This window comes from Cellulomonas sp. (genome assembly GCF_965229465.1).
Taxonomy (GTDB): Bacteria; Actinomycetota; Actinomycetes; order Actinomycetales; family Cellulomonadaceae; genus Cellulomonas.
The window spans coordinates 1,867,824-1,883,930 of the sequence record NZ_OZ245882.1; the positions used below are offsets into that span (position 1 = coordinate 1,867,824).

Consider the following 16,107-nt stretch of genomic DNA (forward strand, 5'->3'; position numbering starts at 1 on the left):
CGGTCGCGCCGCCGGTCTGCCCTCGTCACCCCGACCGGGTGTCGTACGTGCGGTGCCAGCGGTGCGGCCGGCCCACCTGCCCGGAGTGCCAGCGCCAGGCGGCGGTCGGCGTGCACTGTGTCGACTGCGTCGCCGAGGCCGCCCGCGCGGTGCCGTCCACCCGCACCGCGCTCGGCGGGGTGCGGCACGACGGCCGGCCCGTCATCACGCTCACGCTCATCGGCCTGTGCGTGGCCAGCTTCGTCCTCCAGCTCGTCCTGCCCTCGTGGACCGCGCGCTGGCTGTTCTCGCCGATCCTCGGGTTCTACGAGCCGTGGCGCTTCCTCACGGCCGCGTTCCTGCACTCCCCCGGCCAGTACGTGCACATCCTGTTCAACATGGTGGCCCTGTGGTTCGTCGGGCCCACGCTCGAGAACACCCTCGGCCGCGCCCGGTACCTCACGCTCTACCTGGTGTCCGCGGTCGGCGGCTCCGTCGGGTCGGTCCTGCTGGCCACCGCGACGGACAGCTGGGCGACCACGAGCGTCGGTGCGTCCGGCGCGGTGTTCGGCCTGTTCGGCGCCATCCTCGTGGTCAGCAAGCGGCTGGGCGGTGACGTCCGCGGCATCCTCGTCCTGATCGGCATCAACCTGGCGCTCGGGTTCGTCATGGCGAACATCGCGTGGCAGGCGCACGTCGGCGGGCTGGTCACCGGCGGGCTGCTGGCCGCGGCCTACGCGTACGCCCCGGCCGCGCGCCGCCGCCTCGTCGCCGTCGTCGCGCCCATCACGATCGTCGCGATCCTGCTCGTGGCCACCCTGCTGACGTACGCGTCGGTCGGCGCCTTCAGCTGATCCTGACGGCCGAATACGGCACGCTCGGCCTGTGAACTACACGCGTGTAGTTATCCACAGACTTGTGCACCGCTGGGGACGGCCGAGGTGTGTGCGCAGGTCAGCCCGGGTGCCTGTGGACGACGCGTGGGTCACAGGGCTGGGGACGGACACAACGCCCACCGCGGTCTGCCAGGGTCGACGAAGGCGCCGCCCGCGGGGTGCGAGCGGCGCCTGAGGTCAGCGTGGAGGGGGCGTCAGCGCCAGCGGGTCGTCATGCTGAAGCCGGCGATGATGAGCACGAACCCGATGGCCAGGTTCCACTGGTCGATGCCGGGGATCGGGTACTGCGACTGCGTCAGGTACGTGACGACGATCCAGACCAGCCCGAGGATCATCAGCCCGAGCATCACGGGCAGGAACCAGGGCGCGTTGACCTTGGGCCCCGACGACTTGGCGGGCGGCGGTGTGTACGTCGCCTTCTTGCGCGACTTCGACTCAGGCACGTCCGGTGCTCCTGTCCTGCGGCGGTGCGGCCGACGGGCCGCGGGAGACCACGCGGGTGACGTCGTGGCCGAAGGGCGTCGATGCGTCGGGGCCGCGTCGTCACGGACCCGTCGCATCGTGACCTAGCGTAGTGCCACCCGTTACTGGTCCCGTCGTCCGGGATCCTGCCCGAGGAGCCGTCCTTGACCGACCGTCCGCACCGCGCGCGTCGCTTCCTCGCGCGCGGGACGCTGTCGGTCGCGCTCGTGCTGGCGCTGTCGGGGGCGCTGTTCGCGGCCAACGCCAAGTTCGCCCGGGCGTCCGGCGACCGCCACCCGCAGGACCTGCGGGAGCTGGTTCAGGTGGAGACGGACCGGGTCGCACGGCTCGCCACCGAGGTGGACGGGCTGCGCGCTGACGTGGACGACCTGACGACGAGCGAGAACGAGGCCGGGGGGAGCCCGCCCGGCAGCCCCAGCGCCGGCTACGTGGTCGAGGGTGGCCTGGTGCCGGTGGTCGGCCCGGGCGTCACCGTGCGGCTCGAGGACGCGCCGACGGACTCGCCGCGCCGCGACGAGGTGAGCCCCGACGTCCTCGTCGTCCATCAGCAGGACCTTCAAGCCGTCATGAACGCGCTCTGGGCCGGGGGCGCCGAGGCGATGGAGCTCATGGACCAACGAGTGATCTCCACGAGCGCGTTCCAGTGCGTCGGGAACGTGCTCAAGCTGCACGGCCGGCTGTACTCCCCGCCGTACGTGGTGCGCGCGATCGGCAACCCGGTGGATCTGCGCCACGCGCTGCTCGCGTCGCCCGCCGTGCAGTCGTACCTGCGCGACGCCGCCGACGTCGGGCTCGGCTGGTCGGTGACCGACGCGGAGGAGCCCCTCTCGCTCGCGGCCTACTCGGGCGCCACCGAGCTGAGCTCCGCGGCCGTCCCCGACGGCGTCGAGATCCTGCCCGGGCTCGAGGCCGCCGAGCAGGAGGCCGAGGACCGCGCCGCCAGCCCGTCGGCCCCGGGAGGCGGCGGATGAGCGGGACCGCGACCGAGCCGGCGCCCGACACCCGGCGCGAGCGGCAGAAGAGGGCCGCGGCGGGCCGCGTCCGGCACACGGTCTACGGGGTCGTCGGCGTGATCGGCGAGCTCCTCATCACGCTCGGCGTGCTGCTGTTCGCGTTCCTGGTGTGGCAGCTGTGGTGGACGGACGTCGTCGGCAACCGCGCGCAGGCCGAGATCGTGCGGGAGCTCCCGTTCGAGCCGTTGCCGACGGCCACGCCGAGCGCCGGTGCCCCCGCCGGACCGGTCATCGCGCCGCCGCGCCGTGACGAGCCGCCGGTGATGGCCGAGCCGCCGCACGCCACCACGTTCGCCACGATCCAGGTCCCGCGCTGGGCGGGCGAGCCCGAGCGGCCCATCAGCCAGGGGACCGACCGCGCCACGGTGCTCGACGTGCTCGGCGCCGGGCACTACGAGGGCACGGCGATGCCCGGCGGGATCGGGAACTTCGCGGTGGCCGGCCACCGGACCACCTACGCCAAGCCGTTCAACCGGGTCGAAGAGCTCCAGGTGGGCGACCCGCTGGTCATCCGGACCACCGACAACATCTGGTACGTCTACCGGGTGACCTCGACGGAGATCGTCGCGCCGTCGCAGGTGAGCGTGATCGCCCCCGTCCCGGGCGACCCCGGGGCCCAGCCCACCGAGCGGTTGATCACGCTCACCACCTGCCACCCGATGTTCTCCGCGCGCCAGCGGTTCATCGTGCATGGGGTGCTCGACTACTGGGCGCCGACCTCGGACGGGATCCCGGTCGAGCTGGCCGGTGGCGCATGATGGTCACCTGCGAGCGGGACGGAGGGCGCTGATGTACGGATGGTTGTGGCACCGGCTGCCCGGCCCCGCCGCGGTGCGCGTGCTGATCCTCACCGTCGCCGCGCTCGCCGTCCTGGCCGCGTGCTTCCTGTGGGTGTTCCCGGCGGTCGCGCCGTTCATGCCGTTCAACGAGACGACTGTGGGTGAGTGAGCGTGCCAACACGGATCCTGGTGATCGACAACTACGACTCGTTCGTCTACACGATCGTCGGCTACCTCAACCAGCTGGGCGCCGAGACCGTCGTCGTCCGCAACGACGCCGTGCCGCCGGTCGAGGAGCGGGTGGGGTTCGACGGCGTCCTCGTGTCGCCCGGTCCCGGCACCCCGGCCGACGCCGGCCAGAGCATGCAGGTGATCCGCGACTGCGCCGACGCCGGTCTGCCGATGCTCGGCGTGTGCCTGGGCCACCAGGCGCTCGGCGAGGTGTTCGGCGGGACCGTCACGCACGCACCCGAGCTCATGCACGGCAAGACCAGCCAGGTGGAGCACAAGGGCGAGGGCGTCCTCGCCGGACTGCCGGACCCGTTCACCGCCACGCGGTACCACTCGCTCGCGGTCGTCAACGACACGGTGTCCGACGAGCTCGAGGTCACGGCTACCGCGCACGGGATCATCATGGGCCTGCAGCACGTGAGCCTCCCGCTGCACGGGGTGCAGTTCCACCCCGAGTCCGTGCTCACCGAGGGCGGCCACCGGCTGCTGGCCAACTGGCTCCAGATCTGTGGCGACGACCAGGCCGTGGCGCGCTCCGCGGGGCTGCACCCGCTCGTCCGCCTCTGACCGCATGACGAAGGGGCCGTCCCGACCGGGACGGCCCCTTCGTCGTGGCGCTACTTCGTGGGCGTCGGCGCCGGGTTGTTGCCCGGCCCCTTCGCGACGTGGATGTCGATCTGCTGGTCCAGCTCGACCTCGTCGCCCGCGGTGGGATCGGTGCGGATCACCGTGCCGACGGGGGCCTCGGACTGGTCGTCGATCCGGTTGAAGCTGGTCAGCCCGAGCCCTTGCAGCTGCGCCACCACCTGCTCGTAGGTCTTGCCGACGAGATCGTTCGGGATGGTCGCCGTGGTGGGCGCCGTGGCGATCTGCAGGTTGATGACCCGGCCCTGCTTGACCGGCGTCCCGGCGGGCACGTCCTGCGCGACGACCGTGTCGGGTGCTTGGGTCGCGGACTCGACCGACGAGGTGTTGACCTGCAGCTTGGCGTCGTTGAGGATCTGCGTCGCCTCGGCCTTGGTCTTGCCGGCCACGTCGGGCACGAGCACGTTCCCGGTCGACACGAAGAGCGTGACGGAGGATCCCGCGCTCACCGACGTGCCGGAGGCGGGGTCGGTCTTGGTGACCTGGCCCTGCGGGAAGGCGGGGTTGTCGTCGTCCTGGCGGTTGGCCGCGACGACCAGACCCAGGTCCGTGAGGATGTCGCTCGCCTCCTGCTCGGTCCGGCCGGACACGTCCGGGACGGCGAGGCTGGCGGGACCGGTGGAGATGTAGACGGTGACGGCGTCCTCGGCCTTGACCTCCGTGCCCTCCGCCGGGTCCGTCTTGGTGACATTGCCGGGGACGATCGTGTCGGACGCCTCCTCGGCGCGGACGAAGAGCAGATCGAGCCCCTCGATCTTCGCCTTGGCCTCCGCCTCGGTCATGTTGGCGAGCGACGGCACGACGATCGCCTCCGGGGCGTCGTTCTTCAGCGAGTTGGCGATCAGCAGCGCCACGATGCCCGCGACCGCCAGCACGGCGATGCCGATGAGCAGGGGGAGCAGCCACGGCCGCTTGTTCTCCTCCTCCTCGTCGAGCAGGCCGGTCGTGGTGACCGCCGCACCGGTGGACGCCCACGGCGAGGTGGCCGGCGGCATCGCCTGCGTCGTGGCGACGGGTGGGGCCATGACCTGCGTGGCCTCGGTGGCAGGGGTCGCGATCAGCGCGGTGGCGGCGAGCGCCCCCACGGCCGGCGCACCGACGGCACCGCCGCGGACGGCGGCCTCCAGGTCGGAGCGGAACTCGGCGGCGCTGGAGTAGCGGGAGTCGCGCTCCTTGGCCAGCGCCTTGAGCGTGATGCGGTCGAGGGTGTCGGGCACGTCCGACGCGAACGTCGAGGGCACCGGGGCGGCCTCGCGCACGTGCTGGTAGGCCACGGCCACGGGCGAGTCGCCGATGAACGGGGGACGGCCGGTGAGCAGCTCGAACAGCAGGCAGCCGGTGGAGTACAGGTCGGAGCGGGCGTCGACGGTCTCGCCGCGCGCCTGCTCCGGGGAGAGGTACTGCGCGGTGCCGATGACGGCCTGGGTCTGGGTCATCGTCGCGGCGGAGTCGGCCATGGCGCGGGCGATGCCGAAGTCCATCACCTTGACCGCGCCCGTCGGGGTGAGCATGACGTTCGCGGGCTTGATGTCCCGGTGCACGATCCCGGCGTGGTGCGAGTACTCCAGCGCGGACAGCACGCCGGCCGTGATCTCCACGGCCTCCTCGATGGGCACCGCGTGGCCGTCGCGCAGGATGTCCCGCACCGTGTGGCCCTCGACGTACTCCATGACGATGAACGGCACGTGCGCGACGACGCCGGTGGGCTCGGTGAAGACGTCCTCGCCGGTGTCGTAGACCGAGACGATCGCGGGGTGGTTCAGCGCGGCGGCGGACTGGGCCTCGCGGCGGAACCGGTTCTGGAACGAGGGGTCGCGGGCCAGGTCCGAGCGCAGGATCTTGATGGCCACGGTGCGACCGAGCCGGGTGTCGTGCCCGATGTGCACCTCGGCCATGCCGCCGCGGCCGATGAGCTCGCCGACCTCGTACCGTCCGGCGAGGGTGCGGGATCCGTCGTCCACCACTAGGCGTCCTTTGCTTCCGTCGATGCCGGGCCTGCGGCGAGCGCTGCGGACCCGTTCTCCGTGATCATCCCATCGAGGGCGTCGCCACGAGGGTAATGGTCGACCGCCGCCGCGAGCCTGGTCTGGTCGACCGGTGGCCCGTCCGCCTTGATGAGCTGCGACGCGAGGGCCGCGCCGAGCAGCCCGATCAGCAGCAGCACCAGTGCGAGCAAGGGCCACGACAGGCGCCCCGTCCGACCCAGGCGCACCCCGGTGGTCGTCGACGCCCGCCGGGCCGCGGCGCGTCCGGTGGGCTCGTCGGCACGCCGGGTCCGGCGCGGCGGGTAGGACGGCGGGGGCGCCTCCGACGGGGTGCCGCCCGACGCCACCGCGGTCGCGAACGTGTCCGGGGTGCGCTGGTACTTGCTGACCAGGACGGGGATCCCCGACGGCGGCGTGCGCGGCACCATCTTGTCCAGCAGCTGCGCGAGCTCCTCACCCGAGGCGGGCCGCGCGGTCGGCTCCTTGGACAGGAGCCGGATGACCAGCGCGGCGAGCTGCTTGTCGACGTTCGACGGCAGGGGCGGGACCGGGTTGTTCACGTGGGCCACGGCGATGTCGACGGCCGTCGGCCCGGTGAAGGGCCGGTGCCCGACGAGCGCCTCGTACGCGATGATCCCCAGCGAGTACAGGTCGGACAGCGGGGTGGCGGGCTTGCCGACGGCCTGCTCGGGCGAGAGGTACTGCGCGGTGCCCATCACCATGCCGGTGGCGGTCATGTTCACCTGGTTGCGTGCCAGGGAGACGCCGAAGTCGGTGATCTTCACGCGGCCGCCGCGGCCCAGCAGGATGTTGCCGGGCTTGACGTCCCGGTGCACGACCCCGGCCAGGTGCGCGGCGTGCAGCGCGCGGGCCGTCTGGGCCAGGATCGGCAGCAGGCGGCGGGTGGGCAGCACCGGCTCGCGCTCGAGCAGGTCGGACAGGGGCTCGCCGACGACGAGCTCCATGACCAGGAACCCGGAGCCCTCCTGCTCGCCGTAGTCGAACAGCTGCGCGATGTTCGGGTGCGACAGGGACGCGGAGTTGCGGGCCTCGGTGCGGAACCGCTCCAGGAACCCGCGGTCGCCGGCGAACTCCGAGCGCAGCACCTTGACCGCGACCGGGCGGGCGAGGGCGTCGTCGTACCCCTCCCACACCTCGCCCATGCCGCCGACGGCGATCTGCCGGACCAGCCGGTAGCGCTCGCCGAGCAGGAGACCCGCTGCTGTCTTCACGAGCCCAGCACCGCCTCGATGACGGCCTTCGCGATGGGCGCGGCGATCCGTCCGCCGGTGGCCTCGTTCCCGGCGTTCCCGCCGTGCTCGACGAGCACGGCGACGGCCACGCGGGGGGCGTCGGCGGGCGCGAACGCGGTGAACCAGGCGTGCGGCGCCTGCCCGTCGGCGGTCTGCGCGGTGCCGGTCTTGCCCGCCACCTGCACGCCCGGGATCTTCGCGGCCTGTCCCGATCCGCTGTCGACGACGCCGACCATCATGTCCCGCAGCGCCGCGGCCGAGCCGGGGGACATCGCGGTGGAGTACAGGTCCGGCTTCGTCTCGGACACCCGGTGCAGGTCCGCCGAGCGCACGGTCTGCACGACGTACGGCGTCATCAGCCGCCCGCCGTTGGCGATGGCCGCGGACACCATCGCCATCTGGATCGGCGTGGCCTGGACGTCCCGCTGCCCGATCGCGGACTGGGCGGTGATCGGCGCGTTCATCTCGTCGGGGAACACGCTCTCGACGACCTTCATGGGGATGGTCAGGTTCGGGTCGTTGAACCCGAACCGCTCCGCCTGGGTGCGCAGCGCGTCGGCGCCGACGTTGAGGCCCAGCTGTCCGAACGCGGTGTTGCACGAGACGCGCAGCGCGTCGGCCAAGGTGATCGGGTCGGTGCCGCAGCCGCCGCCGCCGAAGTTGCCGATGGTCGCGGTGGTCTGCGGGAGCGTGAGCTGGACCGGCGCGGGGAGGGTGGTCTGCGGCGTGTACTGCCCGCTCTCCAGGGCCGCCGCGGCGGTGACCAGCTTGAACGTCGAGCCGGGCGGGTACCGCTCCTGCGTCGCGTTGCTGCGCAGCGGGTTGCCCTCCGCGGAGGCCAGCTGCTGGTACGCAGCACCGGCGGCCGCGATGTCGTGGGAGGCGAGCAGGTTCGGGTCGAAGCCCGGCGTCGAGACGAGCGCGAGGATCTTGCCGGTGGACGGCTCGATCGCGACGACGGCGCCCTGCTGACCGGCCAGACCGTCGAGCGCGGCCTGCTGCGCGGCGGGCAGGAGCGTGGTCTCGACGGCGGCGCCCTCTGGCTGGCTCCCCGTGAGCAGGTCCCGGATCCGGGAGAAGAACAACCGGTCGCCGCGGCCCGTCAGGTCGTCGTTGGCCGCGCGCTCCAGCTCGGTGCGGCCGTTCACGACCGAGTAGAACCCGGTCACCGTCGAGTACAGCTCGCCCGCGGTGTAGGACCGCTGGTAGCCGTAGGAGTCCTCGACCTTGGTGGACAGGGCGATCGCGTCGCCGGCCACCACGATGGGCCCGCGGGCGTTGCCGAACTCGCGGTAGAGCGTGCGGACGTTGCGGCTGTCGTTGTTGAGCCGCTCCGCCTGGAAGTACTGCACCCAGGTGGCGCTGGCCATGAGGCCGACGAACATGACGAGGACCACCGTCGCGAGGCGGCGCAGGGGCGTGTTCACCGCACCCCCCGCATGATCTCGGTGGGCTGGTCGTCATCGCCGACGACCGCCGGGGTGCCGCTGATCGGCGTGAGCGACGGCTTCATCGACGGTGCCGGGCGCCGAGCCTCGTCGGAGATGCGCAGCAGGAGGGCGACGATCACCCAGTTGGCCACCAGGGACGAGCCGCCGTACGCGATGAACGGTGTGGTCAGGCCGGTCAGCGGGATGATCCGCGTGACGCCGCCGACCACCACGAACGTCTGGAGGGCGACGATGAACGCCAGACCGCCCGCGAGCAGCTTGCCGAACCCGTCGCGCACCCCGATCGCGGTGCGCATGCCGCGCTCCGCGAGGATGGCGTAGCAGAGCAGGATGGCGAGCAGCCCGGTCAGCCCGAGCTCCTCGCCGAGCGACGCGACGATGAAGTCGGACTCCGCGAACGGCACGAGGTCCGGCCGCCCCTGGCCCCACCCGGTGCCGAACAGCCCGCCGCTGGCCATGCCGAACAGCCCGCGCACCAGCTGACCGGAGCCGCCCGGGCTCTGGTCGAACACGACCGGGTCGAAGGCGTGCAACCAGGCGTCGAAACGGGCGCCGACGTGCGAGAACGCGCTCGCGGCGAGCACCGCGCCGACGATGAACAGCAGGAGGCCGATGACCACCCAGCTGAGTCGTTCGGTGGCCAGGTAGAGCATGGCGACGAACAGGCCGAAGAACAGCAGCGAGGTGCCGAGGTCGCGCTCGAGCACCAGCACCGCGACCGACGCGCCCCAGACGATGAGGATCGGCCCGAGGTCCCGCGGACGCGGCAGCTGGAGGCCCAGCACCTTGGGCCCGGCGAGCGCCAAAGTGTCCCGGTGCGTGACCAGGTACCCCGCGAAGAAGATGGCGAACGCGATCTTGGCGAACTCCGCCGGCTGGAAGCCGACCCCGCCCACGCGCACCCAGATGCGCGCGCCGTTGATGAGCACGCCCAGGCCGGGGACCAGGGGGAGCATCACGAGCACGAGACCGGCGAGCATGGCCGTGTAGGTGTACCGCCGGAGCGTGCGGTGGTCGCGCAGCAGCACGATGACGGCCGCCGCGAGCACCACCGAGATGGCCGTCCACACCAGCTGGCGCTGCGCGAACGTGTCCTCGCGCCCCCGGGCGGTGTACGCGAAGTCGATCCGGTAGATCATCGCGAGCCCGATGCCGTTGAGGGCCACCGTGATCGGCAGGATCACCGGGTCGGCGAACGGGGCGCGCCAGCGGAGCACCAGGTGGATGCCGATGGCCAGGGCGGCCATGCCGACCCCGTAGCCGATGACGTCCGGCGGGACCTTGTCGGTGGTGCCGACGCCGACGAGCGCGTACGAGGCGACGCCGATGACGAGCGCGAGCAGCAGGAGGCCGAGCTCGACACCGCGGCCGGCCCGCACGCGGTGCGGCTGGACCGTAGCCATCACGCGCGGCTCACGGGGCGACCGTCGGGGTGACGGTGACGGACGGGGACGGAGTCGAGGAAGGCGACGACTTGGGCGGAGAGGTGTCCTCCTCCAGCATGGCCACGAGCTGGCGCGCGTCGTCCAGCGAGTCGGCGTGGATGGTCTGCTCGACGCGCGCGCGCAGGTAGCCCGACGCGAGGTCCTCCAGGTCCGTGCCGGTGCGCTCCACCACGGAGGACAGCGGGACGGGGCCGAAGTTCTGCGGGAGCCCGCGGAAGATCACGACCTCCTGCGCGTCGACGCCCACGTAGTACTGCGTCTGCGTCCAGCCGTACGCGATGCCGGCACCACCGAGGACCACCACGGCCACGACGACCCACGCCACGACCGAGCGCCAACGCCGCGGGGGCGGCAGCTGCTCGTCGTCCTCGTCGGCGGCCGGCGGCGCGGCTGCCGTCTCGTCCGTGGCGACCTCCGCCTGCGCCGCGCGCGTGAGGCCGGCCGCGCGGGCTGCCGGTCCGTCGGCGGCGGCCGTCGGGGCGTTGCGGTTCAGCGCGGCGGCACCGACCACGGTGGCGTTCGTCGTCGGACCCGCCCCGTCCGCGACCGCGTCCAGCTCGATGACGTCCGCCAGGACCACGGTGATGTTGTCGCCGCCGCCCGCGCGCAGCGCCAGCTGGACCAGCCGGTCCGCGCAGGCGTCGACGTCCTCGATCGCGGCCATCGTCTCCTCGATGGTCTCCGCGCTCACGAAGCCGGACAGGCCGTCGGAGCACAGGAGCCAGCGGTCGCCCGGACGCGCCTCGCGGACGGACAGGTCGGGCGTGACCTCGGGGTCGAAGTCGCCCAGCACCCGCATGACGACCGAGCGCTGCGGGTGGTGCTCGGCCTCCTCCGGCGTGATCCGGCCGATGTCCACCAGGTGCTGCACGAACGTGTGGTCGGTGGTGACCTGCGTGAGCACGCCGTCGCGCATGAGGTAGCCGCGCGAGTCGCCCAGGTGCACCATCGCGAGCTTGTTGCCGGCGCGCAGGATGGCCAGCACGGTCGTCCCCATGCCGGACAGGTCCGGGTCGGCGTCGCTGCGCGCGATGATCTCGTCGCGGGCGTCGGCCAGCGCCGCCTCCAGCTCGTCCAGGGCGTCGTCGGGACCGTGCGACTCCCCGTCGAGCGGCGCGAACGCGGCGACGGCCACCGACGAGGCGACGTCGCCCCCGGCGTGCCCGCCCATGCCGTCCGCGACCATGAGCAGGTGCGGACCGGCGTAGGCCGAGTCCTGGTTGTTGGAGCGCACGAGTCCGACGTCGGACCGCGCCGCATACCTGAGTGCGACGGTCACCGGGTTACCTCTGCAGCTCGAGAACGCTCTGGCCCACGCGCACGGGTGTACCCGTCGGGACGGGGGTCGGAGCCTCGACGCGCTGGTCCGCCACGAATGTCCCGTTCGTCGATCCGAGGTCCTCGACGAACCACTGGCCACCCTTCGGGAAGATCCGTGCGTGCCGCGACGACGAGTAGTCGTCGTCCAGGACGAGCGTGCAGCTGGGCGCACGGCCGATGAGCACCGCCGACGTCCCCAGCGGCACGATCGTGCCGCGCAGCGGACCCTCGGTGACGACGAGCCGGCTCGGCCCCGCGCCGCCCCGGGTGGACCGTGGGGTGCGGATCGGCGTCGGCGCGGTCTCGGGCCTGGCAGGTTCCGTCGCGACCGCCGCGGCGACCGCCGGGACGGCCTTGCGTCGGCGACGGTCGGTGATCCGCGTGCCGTACAGGTCGCGGCGCAGCACCCCGATGGCGAAGAGCACGAGCACCCACAGCAAGGCCAGGTAACCCAGCCGCAGCAGGGTGATCGTCAGTTCACTCATGCGCCGGCGTCACTCGTCCGGGTCCGGCTCGCCGCCGGTCCAGAACAGGATCCGGGTGCGGCCGATGGTCAACGTGTTGCCGTCCAGCAGCGTCGCGGCCGGAACCTGGTGGCCCTCGACGAACAGTCCGTTGGTGGAGCCCATGTCCGTGGCGACCACGCCGTCGGACGTCACGCGGATCTCCAGGTGGCGACGGGAGACGCCCGGGTCGTCCACGATGATGTCCGCCTCCGAGCCGCGGCCGATGACCGTGACCGGGCCGGTGAGGATGTAGCGCTGACCGTCGATGTCGACCAGGGGATGCCGCGCGCTGGGTGCCGACGTCGCCGACGCCGGGGCGACCGCTCCGCGCACCGTCGCGCTGTGCACCCGGAACCGCGCGGCCTCGAGCGCGCTGTCCTCGCTGAACGACACGGTCACGGGTCCGACGAACGCGTACCGCTGGCTCGCGGCGTAGTCGGTGACGTTGTTGGCGAACTCGTCCGCCAACGCCTCCGCACCCCACGACTCCACCTGGTCGTAGTCGGCAGTCGCGAGCTCGATCGTGAACTCGTTGGGCACGACCGTCCGGTCTCGACCCACCACGGCTGCCCGGTCGTCCACCTCGCGACGCAGCGCGCTGGAGAGGTCGAGCGGCTTGAGCTCGCTCTTGAAGGCCTTGGCGATGGCGTTGTTGACGACGCGCTCGACGCCGTTCTCGAACCTGTCAAGGATGCCCACAGCCACCTCCCCCGTCCCTCGTGCGCTTCTGCGTGCAGGCACGACGCCCGCAATCCGCCTTGATCGTATCCGTGACCCACCGGTACGGGGCCGTATGACGGGTGATGTGCGCGCGGCGAGCCCGGAGCCTCTGTGGGCTGGTCGGGCGGCCGGTGCGATCGTGCTAGTGTTCTGCGGCGCGCGCGAGTGGCGGAACGGCAGACGCGCTGGCTTCAGGTGCCAGTGTCCGAAAGGGCGTGGGGGTTCAAATCCCCCCTCGCGCACACAGGGGTCTTGGGACAACCAAGGCCCAGCAGTCCGGATAACTCCCGGCAGGACTAGATCCTGCCGGGAGTTTCTGCGTCCGGGGCCAGCTCTTGGCTTGGTTAGCACGTTAGCGTGCTATTACCTCCGTTTGACTGTCCCCGCTCGGGCTTTGCGCCGTTTCCGCATACGACAACCGGCCCGCTCACCTGGGCTGGTGACGGGCTGGTGGTCGAACTGTTCGGTTGCGGTGGTCAGGCGGCTTGGAGTGGCCTGCCTCTCGAGGCGTAGTAGGCCTCGTGGAATGCCCGGACGCGTGGCTGTCGCCTCTTGAACCTTGCGTGTGCGACGGACCAGTCCGGGTCGTCGGTGTCGTCGATCAGCGCCATCCATGGGTCAGCGATCGACCGACAGATGTGCCAGTCGCGCAGGAGGCGGACGTTGGCACCGACGAGTGCGAACGTGACGAGCACCTGGTTCTTGACCGCGCCGTAGACGCGCGTGAAGCCGCGTTCGATGCGGACGCCGCGGTTGCCCTTGATCTCCGCGTTGAAGTGCTCGATCGCTGAGCGTCGCCCGTAGCTGGCAGCCCATTCGGTCGTTCCGAACGGGATGCGCTGACGCTCCCGCGCCTGCTCCTCAGCGTGCACGACGACGGTGGTGCCGCACCCGCATTCCTCGCCCAGGACACAGTTCGTAGTCGGCCGGTCGAAGTTCGCGCGCATCGACCGCGGGGTGTTGGGGCATCGCACGTGCTTCTTGAGTGCAGGTCCGCGCAGCCTCTGCGATCCGGGCCGACTTCCGTGAGGCACTGCGTCGAACCGGTAGGGCAGACGCTCGTTGTACTGCTCCTGCAACTCACGCTTCGCCTCGTCGGCCATGCCGAGCGTGAACTGGTTCAACTTTCGCAAGCGGGTGGGGAGAGCGGACGAGTACAGGGTGCCGTCGACCCAGACCGTTCCGGGCTTGGGTCCAGGTCGCTGTCCGAGCTGCGAGGTGTGCAGGTCGTGGATCGACTCGATGCCGCGGCCAACCAGGTGCAACGCCCAGTCCTCGGCGAGTCGGAACGTGTAGCCGCGGTCGGACAGCAGCGTCTTGACGGAGCGAGTCTCGATCGAGTTCACCGCATCCACGGCGCGAAGCCCGGCGCTCGCCTTGCTCGAGCCGGCCGGTGCCGTGACGAGGCTCAGCGCGACGTGTGGGACGGGACGGCCGCCCGGTGCTGGAACAGGCACGATGATGTGGTTGTCATATCCCATGAAGGTGCACTTCGGCGCACCGTTCTTCCCAGACTTGTAGCCGACCCGTGCCTCCGGGTCGAGAGAGTGTTGGTCGCGACCGTCGGCACCGGTCCTCGGCCACTCATCGGTGCTTCGGTCGGGGGCCGAGTCTGCCTTGTCGGGCTGGTCTTCACCTGGTGCGATGTCGGGACGCCTGCGCCAGGATCGGCGCGCACCCCATGTCTCGAAGTCGGTCGAGTCGAGGGCCCAACTCGTGGTGTCGATGACGCCCTCGGGCACGGACGCGTCGAGCAGGATCGAAGAGAACTCGTCGGGGCCGATCGGTCGGCCGCCGCCGCACGTATCCGGGCACGGAGGGAGTTCACCGCTCCGCTTGTCCACCCATCGGTGGTGATGTGCTGATGCCACCGTTCCGGCCGCGAGGTGCGCCTGAATCCGGTGAAGGTTGTTGGCGATGTGGTCGTAGGTCACGCGTCCAGTTCTGGTGCCGGTGACCAGCCGGGCCGCGATGAGTTCCGTGGCGGTCTCCTCGACCCGGGTGAGGTGCATGTCGGTCTTCGTGATGCCGTGGACGATGAAGATGGTCATCAGTTCGTGCCACGAGACGTCCATCGGTCGGCCTGTCGGACTGTCGATGCTCTCCCGGAACGCGTGGGCCAGTCCCGACCGCTGAACGATCTTGCTGGCGATCTTGTACGCGCGCTGCGGGCTGTGCCGTCCGGGCTTGGCCAGGTGTCGATCGAGCGGGGCGAAGTCGTTCATGCAGACCACCTCGCGATGTCATCGAAGACGACGGCGTCCTCGCGCCGCTCGATGTAGCGGAGGATGTCCCGCAGCCCGCTCGTCGACTGCATGCCCGAGTAGGCGAACACCTCGGAGAGCCGGAGCCCGGCGTTGAGGAGTGCGACGAACCAGGTCGTCCGCAGCCGGGGCGAGTCCATCGCTGGCGCGCGGGGTGGGATCTCGATGTGGCGCGAGACCTGAGAGGCGGCAGTCCGGCTCGCCGTGATGTCAGCGAATAGTTGGCGGTCGGGGTAATCGGAGCACAGGTTCAGCAAGGCTGCGTGAGCGCGCGGTAGTACTGGAACCGTCCTGGCACGGGCGCCGCCGACGTGAACTAGCACGACGTCGCCGCGAACCTCTACGTGCTCCGCGCGCACGGCAGCGACCTCGTGCGCCTTGAGGCCGGCGCCCCAGGCGAGCGACATCAGTGCCAGAGCCCCACGGGAGCGTCCGGGCGTTTGCTGCGTCGCAGCGACATCCCACAGGCGGTCAATCTCGGCTGCCGTGAAGGGCGGCGCCAAGCGGGTGTGGGGGAACCGCGGGGCGTCGGGCGACCAGTACGCCCTGACGGTCCATGCCTTGCCCACGCGGCGGAGTGTCGACGCGTAGGTTGCACGGGTCCCGTTGTTCATCCCTGGCATACCCGTCGCCACGAACCGCTCGACCGTCGCCTCGTCGAGGATCACCTCCTTGTCGAGCGGCATGCCCAGACCACGGGCCCACACAACGAACGAAGTCATCGCGCGAAGCGTGACGTAGGTCCCCGAGAGCGACGTGCATGCGCCATTGACGACGGCGTCGCGGACGAACGGGCCGATCTCGTCCCACGTGTCGCGGCCGGCACCATTGGGCCGGTACCCGGCCGTCGCCGCGCGGAGGTCGTCGAGAGTCACAGGTCCGGGCTGGGACGGCCTAGGCATCGTGCACCGCCGGGGCCTGGACGGCGCCGAGCGCTGGCGGCAGTGGTGTCGTGGTAGTTACGGTCAACGCGGTGGTTCCTTACCTGTGGTGGTTGGGGGCCTCACGGCGACGGAGTTGGCGCTCCGCCGGTCAGCAAAGGCGTCGCCTGCGGGCGGCGCCTTTCGCTTGCCGGTTGGTCGTGGTGTACGTGTCCAACCCTGACGACGTGGAGGTACAGAACTGTCGATTGGAGGA

At 71.3% G+C, this 16,107-nt stretch carries 15 protein-coding genes and 1 tRNA gene; 6 read left to right on the forward strand and 10 right to left on the reverse strand.

Going from position 1 to position 16,107, the window contains the following annotated elements:
* Window positions 1–38 precede the first annotated feature (38 nt).
* Complete coding sequence (locus ACO06A_RS09085; RefSeq protein ID WP_421735685.1) at window positions 39–833, forward strand: rhomboid family intramembrane serine protease; 795 nt, start codon at window positions 39–41, stop codon at window positions 831–833.
* Between the two features lie 236 nt (window positions 834–1,069).
* On the opposite strand, the gene ACO06A_RS09090 is transcribed toward ACO06A_RS09085, so the two are convergent.
* Window positions 1,070–1,318, reverse strand: coding sequence for a cell division protein CrgA (locus tag ACO06A_RS09090; protein WP_421735686.1), 249 nt, complete (start codon window positions 1,316–1,318; stop codon window positions 1,070–1,072).
* A 183-nt stretch (window positions 1,319–1,501) separates the two neighbouring features.
* Between ACO06A_RS09090 and ACO06A_RS09095 the strand changes: the two genes are divergently transcribed.
* From ACO06A_RS09095 to ACO06A_RS09110, 4 genes are read left to right on the forward strand one after another with little or no spacing between them, the layout of a single operon-like run.
* Complete coding sequence (locus ACO06A_RS09095; RefSeq protein ID WP_421735687.1) at window positions 1,502–2,329, forward strand: DUF881 domain-containing protein; 828 nt, start codon at window positions 1,502–1,504, stop codon at window positions 2,327–2,329.
* Entirely contained in the window at window positions 2,326–3,129 is an 804-nt protein-coding gene (locus ACO06A_RS09100) for a class E sortase (protein WP_421735688.1), read from the forward strand. Before ACO06A_RS09095 ends, ACO06A_RS09100 begins: the two co-directional genes overlap by 4 nt.
* A 31-nt stretch (window positions 3,130–3,160) precedes the next feature.
* A complete protein-coding gene (locus ACO06A_RS09105) occupies window positions 3,161–3,319 on the forward strand; it encodes a hypothetical protein (protein WP_421735689.1) in 159 nt (52 codons plus the stop codon).
* A 2-nt stretch (window positions 3,320–3,321) separates the two neighbouring features.
* Entirely contained in the window at window positions 3,322–3,948 is a 627-nt protein-coding gene (locus ACO06A_RS09110; RefSeq protein ID WP_421736041.1) for an aminodeoxychorismate/anthranilate synthase component II, read from the forward strand.
* Between the two features lie 50 nt (window positions 3,949–3,998).
* Here the strand turns inward: ACO06A_RS09110 and pknB are convergent, their stop codons facing one another.
* From pknB to ACO06A_RS09145, 7 genes are read right to left on the reverse strand one after another with little or no spacing between them, the layout of a single operon-like run.
* Complete coding sequence (gene pknB / locus ACO06A_RS09115; RefSeq protein ID WP_421735690.1) at window positions 3,999–5,990, reverse strand: Stk1 family PASTA domain-containing Ser/Thr kinase; 1,992 nt, start codon at window positions 5,988–5,990, stop codon at window positions 3,999–4,001.
* The gene (locus tag ACO06A_RS09120) at window positions 5,990–7,243 is read right to left on the reverse strand and encodes a serine/threonine-protein kinase (protein WP_421735691.1); all 1,254 of its coding nucleotides are present in this window, start codon (window positions 7,241–7,243) and stop codon (window positions 5,990–5,992) included. The genes pknB and ACO06A_RS09120 overlap by 1 nt, the downstream gene beginning before the upstream one ends.
* Window positions 7,240–8,691 carry a peptidoglycan D,D-transpeptidase FtsI family protein gene (locus ACO06A_RS09125; RefSeq protein WP_421735692.1) on the reverse strand — a complete coding sequence of 484 codons (1,452 nt, stop codon included), beginning with the start codon at window positions 8,689–8,691 and terminating at the stop codon, window positions 7,240–7,242. The genes ACO06A_RS09120 and ACO06A_RS09125 overlap by 4 nt, the downstream gene beginning before the upstream one ends.
* Window positions 8,688–10,118, reverse strand: coding sequence for an FtsW/RodA/SpoVE family cell cycle protein (locus tag ACO06A_RS09130; RefSeq protein ID WP_421735693.1), 1,431 nt, complete (start codon window positions 10,116–10,118; stop codon window positions 8,688–8,690). The genes ACO06A_RS09125 and ACO06A_RS09130 overlap by 4 nt, the downstream gene beginning before the upstream one ends.
* Before the next feature lie 10 nt (window positions 10,119–10,128).
* A complete protein-coding gene (locus tag ACO06A_RS09135) occupies window positions 10,129–11,439 on the reverse strand; it encodes a Stp1/IreP family PP2C-type Ser/Thr phosphatase (protein WP_421735694.1) in 1,311 nt (436 codons plus the stop codon).
* A 4-nt stretch (window positions 11,440–11,443) separates the two neighbouring features.
* On the reverse strand, window positions 11,444–11,965 hold the full coding sequence (locus tag ACO06A_RS09140; RefSeq protein WP_421735695.1) for an FHA domain-containing protein FhaB/FipA: 522 nt from the start codon (window positions 11,963–11,965) through the stop codon (window positions 11,444–11,446).
* A gap of 9 nt (window positions 11,966–11,974) precedes the next feature.
* A complete protein-coding gene (locus tag ACO06A_RS09145) occupies window positions 11,975–12,685 on the reverse strand; it encodes an FhaA domain-containing protein (protein WP_175348905.1) in 711 nt (236 codons plus the stop codon).
* Window positions 12,686–12,865: 180 nt separating this feature from the next.
* Between ACO06A_RS09145 and ACO06A_RS09150 the strand changes: the two genes are divergently transcribed.
* Window positions 12,866–12,948, forward strand: a tRNA-Leu gene (locus ACO06A_RS09150).
* A 234-nt stretch (window positions 12,949–13,182) separates the two neighbouring features.
* On the opposite strand, the gene ACO06A_RS09155 is transcribed toward ACO06A_RS09150, so the two are convergent.
* Window positions 13,183–14,931, reverse strand: coding sequence for a hypothetical protein (locus ACO06A_RS09155; RefSeq protein WP_421735696.1), 1,749 nt, complete (start codon window positions 14,929–14,931; stop codon window positions 13,183–13,185).
* Window positions 14,928–15,845 (reverse strand): hypothetical protein, encoded by a 918-nt coding sequence (locus tag ACO06A_RS09160; protein WP_421735697.1) that lies wholly within the window; start codon window positions 15,843–15,845, stop codon window positions 14,928–14,930. Before ACO06A_RS09160 ends, ACO06A_RS09155 begins: the two co-directional genes overlap by 4 nt.
* Between the last annotated feature and the right edge of the window lie 262 nt (window positions 15,846–16,107).

What these genes read in the sequence shown, in the direction of transcription:
- ACO06A_RS09130 (WP_421735693.1), bottom strand. Translation starts at nt 10,118, where the DNA reads ATGGCTACGGTCCAGCCGCACCGCGTGCGGGCCGGCCGCGGTGTCGAG.
- ACO06A_RS09105 (WP_421735689.1), top strand. Translation starts at nt 3,161, where the DNA reads ATGTACGGATGGTTGTGGCACCGGCTGCCCGGCCCCGCCGCGGTGCGC.
- ACO06A_RS09155 (WP_421735696.1), bottom strand. Translation starts at nt 14,931, where the DNA reads ATGAACGACTTCGCCCCGCTCGATCGACACCTGGCCAAGCCCGGACGG.
- ACO06A_RS09100 (WP_421735688.1), top strand. Translation starts at nt 2,326, where the DNA reads ATGAGCGGGACCGCGACCGAGCCGGCGCCCGACACCCGGCGCGAGCGG.
- ACO06A_RS09140 (WP_421735695.1), bottom strand. Translation starts at nt 11,965, where the DNA reads ATGAGTGAACTGACGATCACCCTGCTGCGGCTGGGTTACCTGGCCTTG.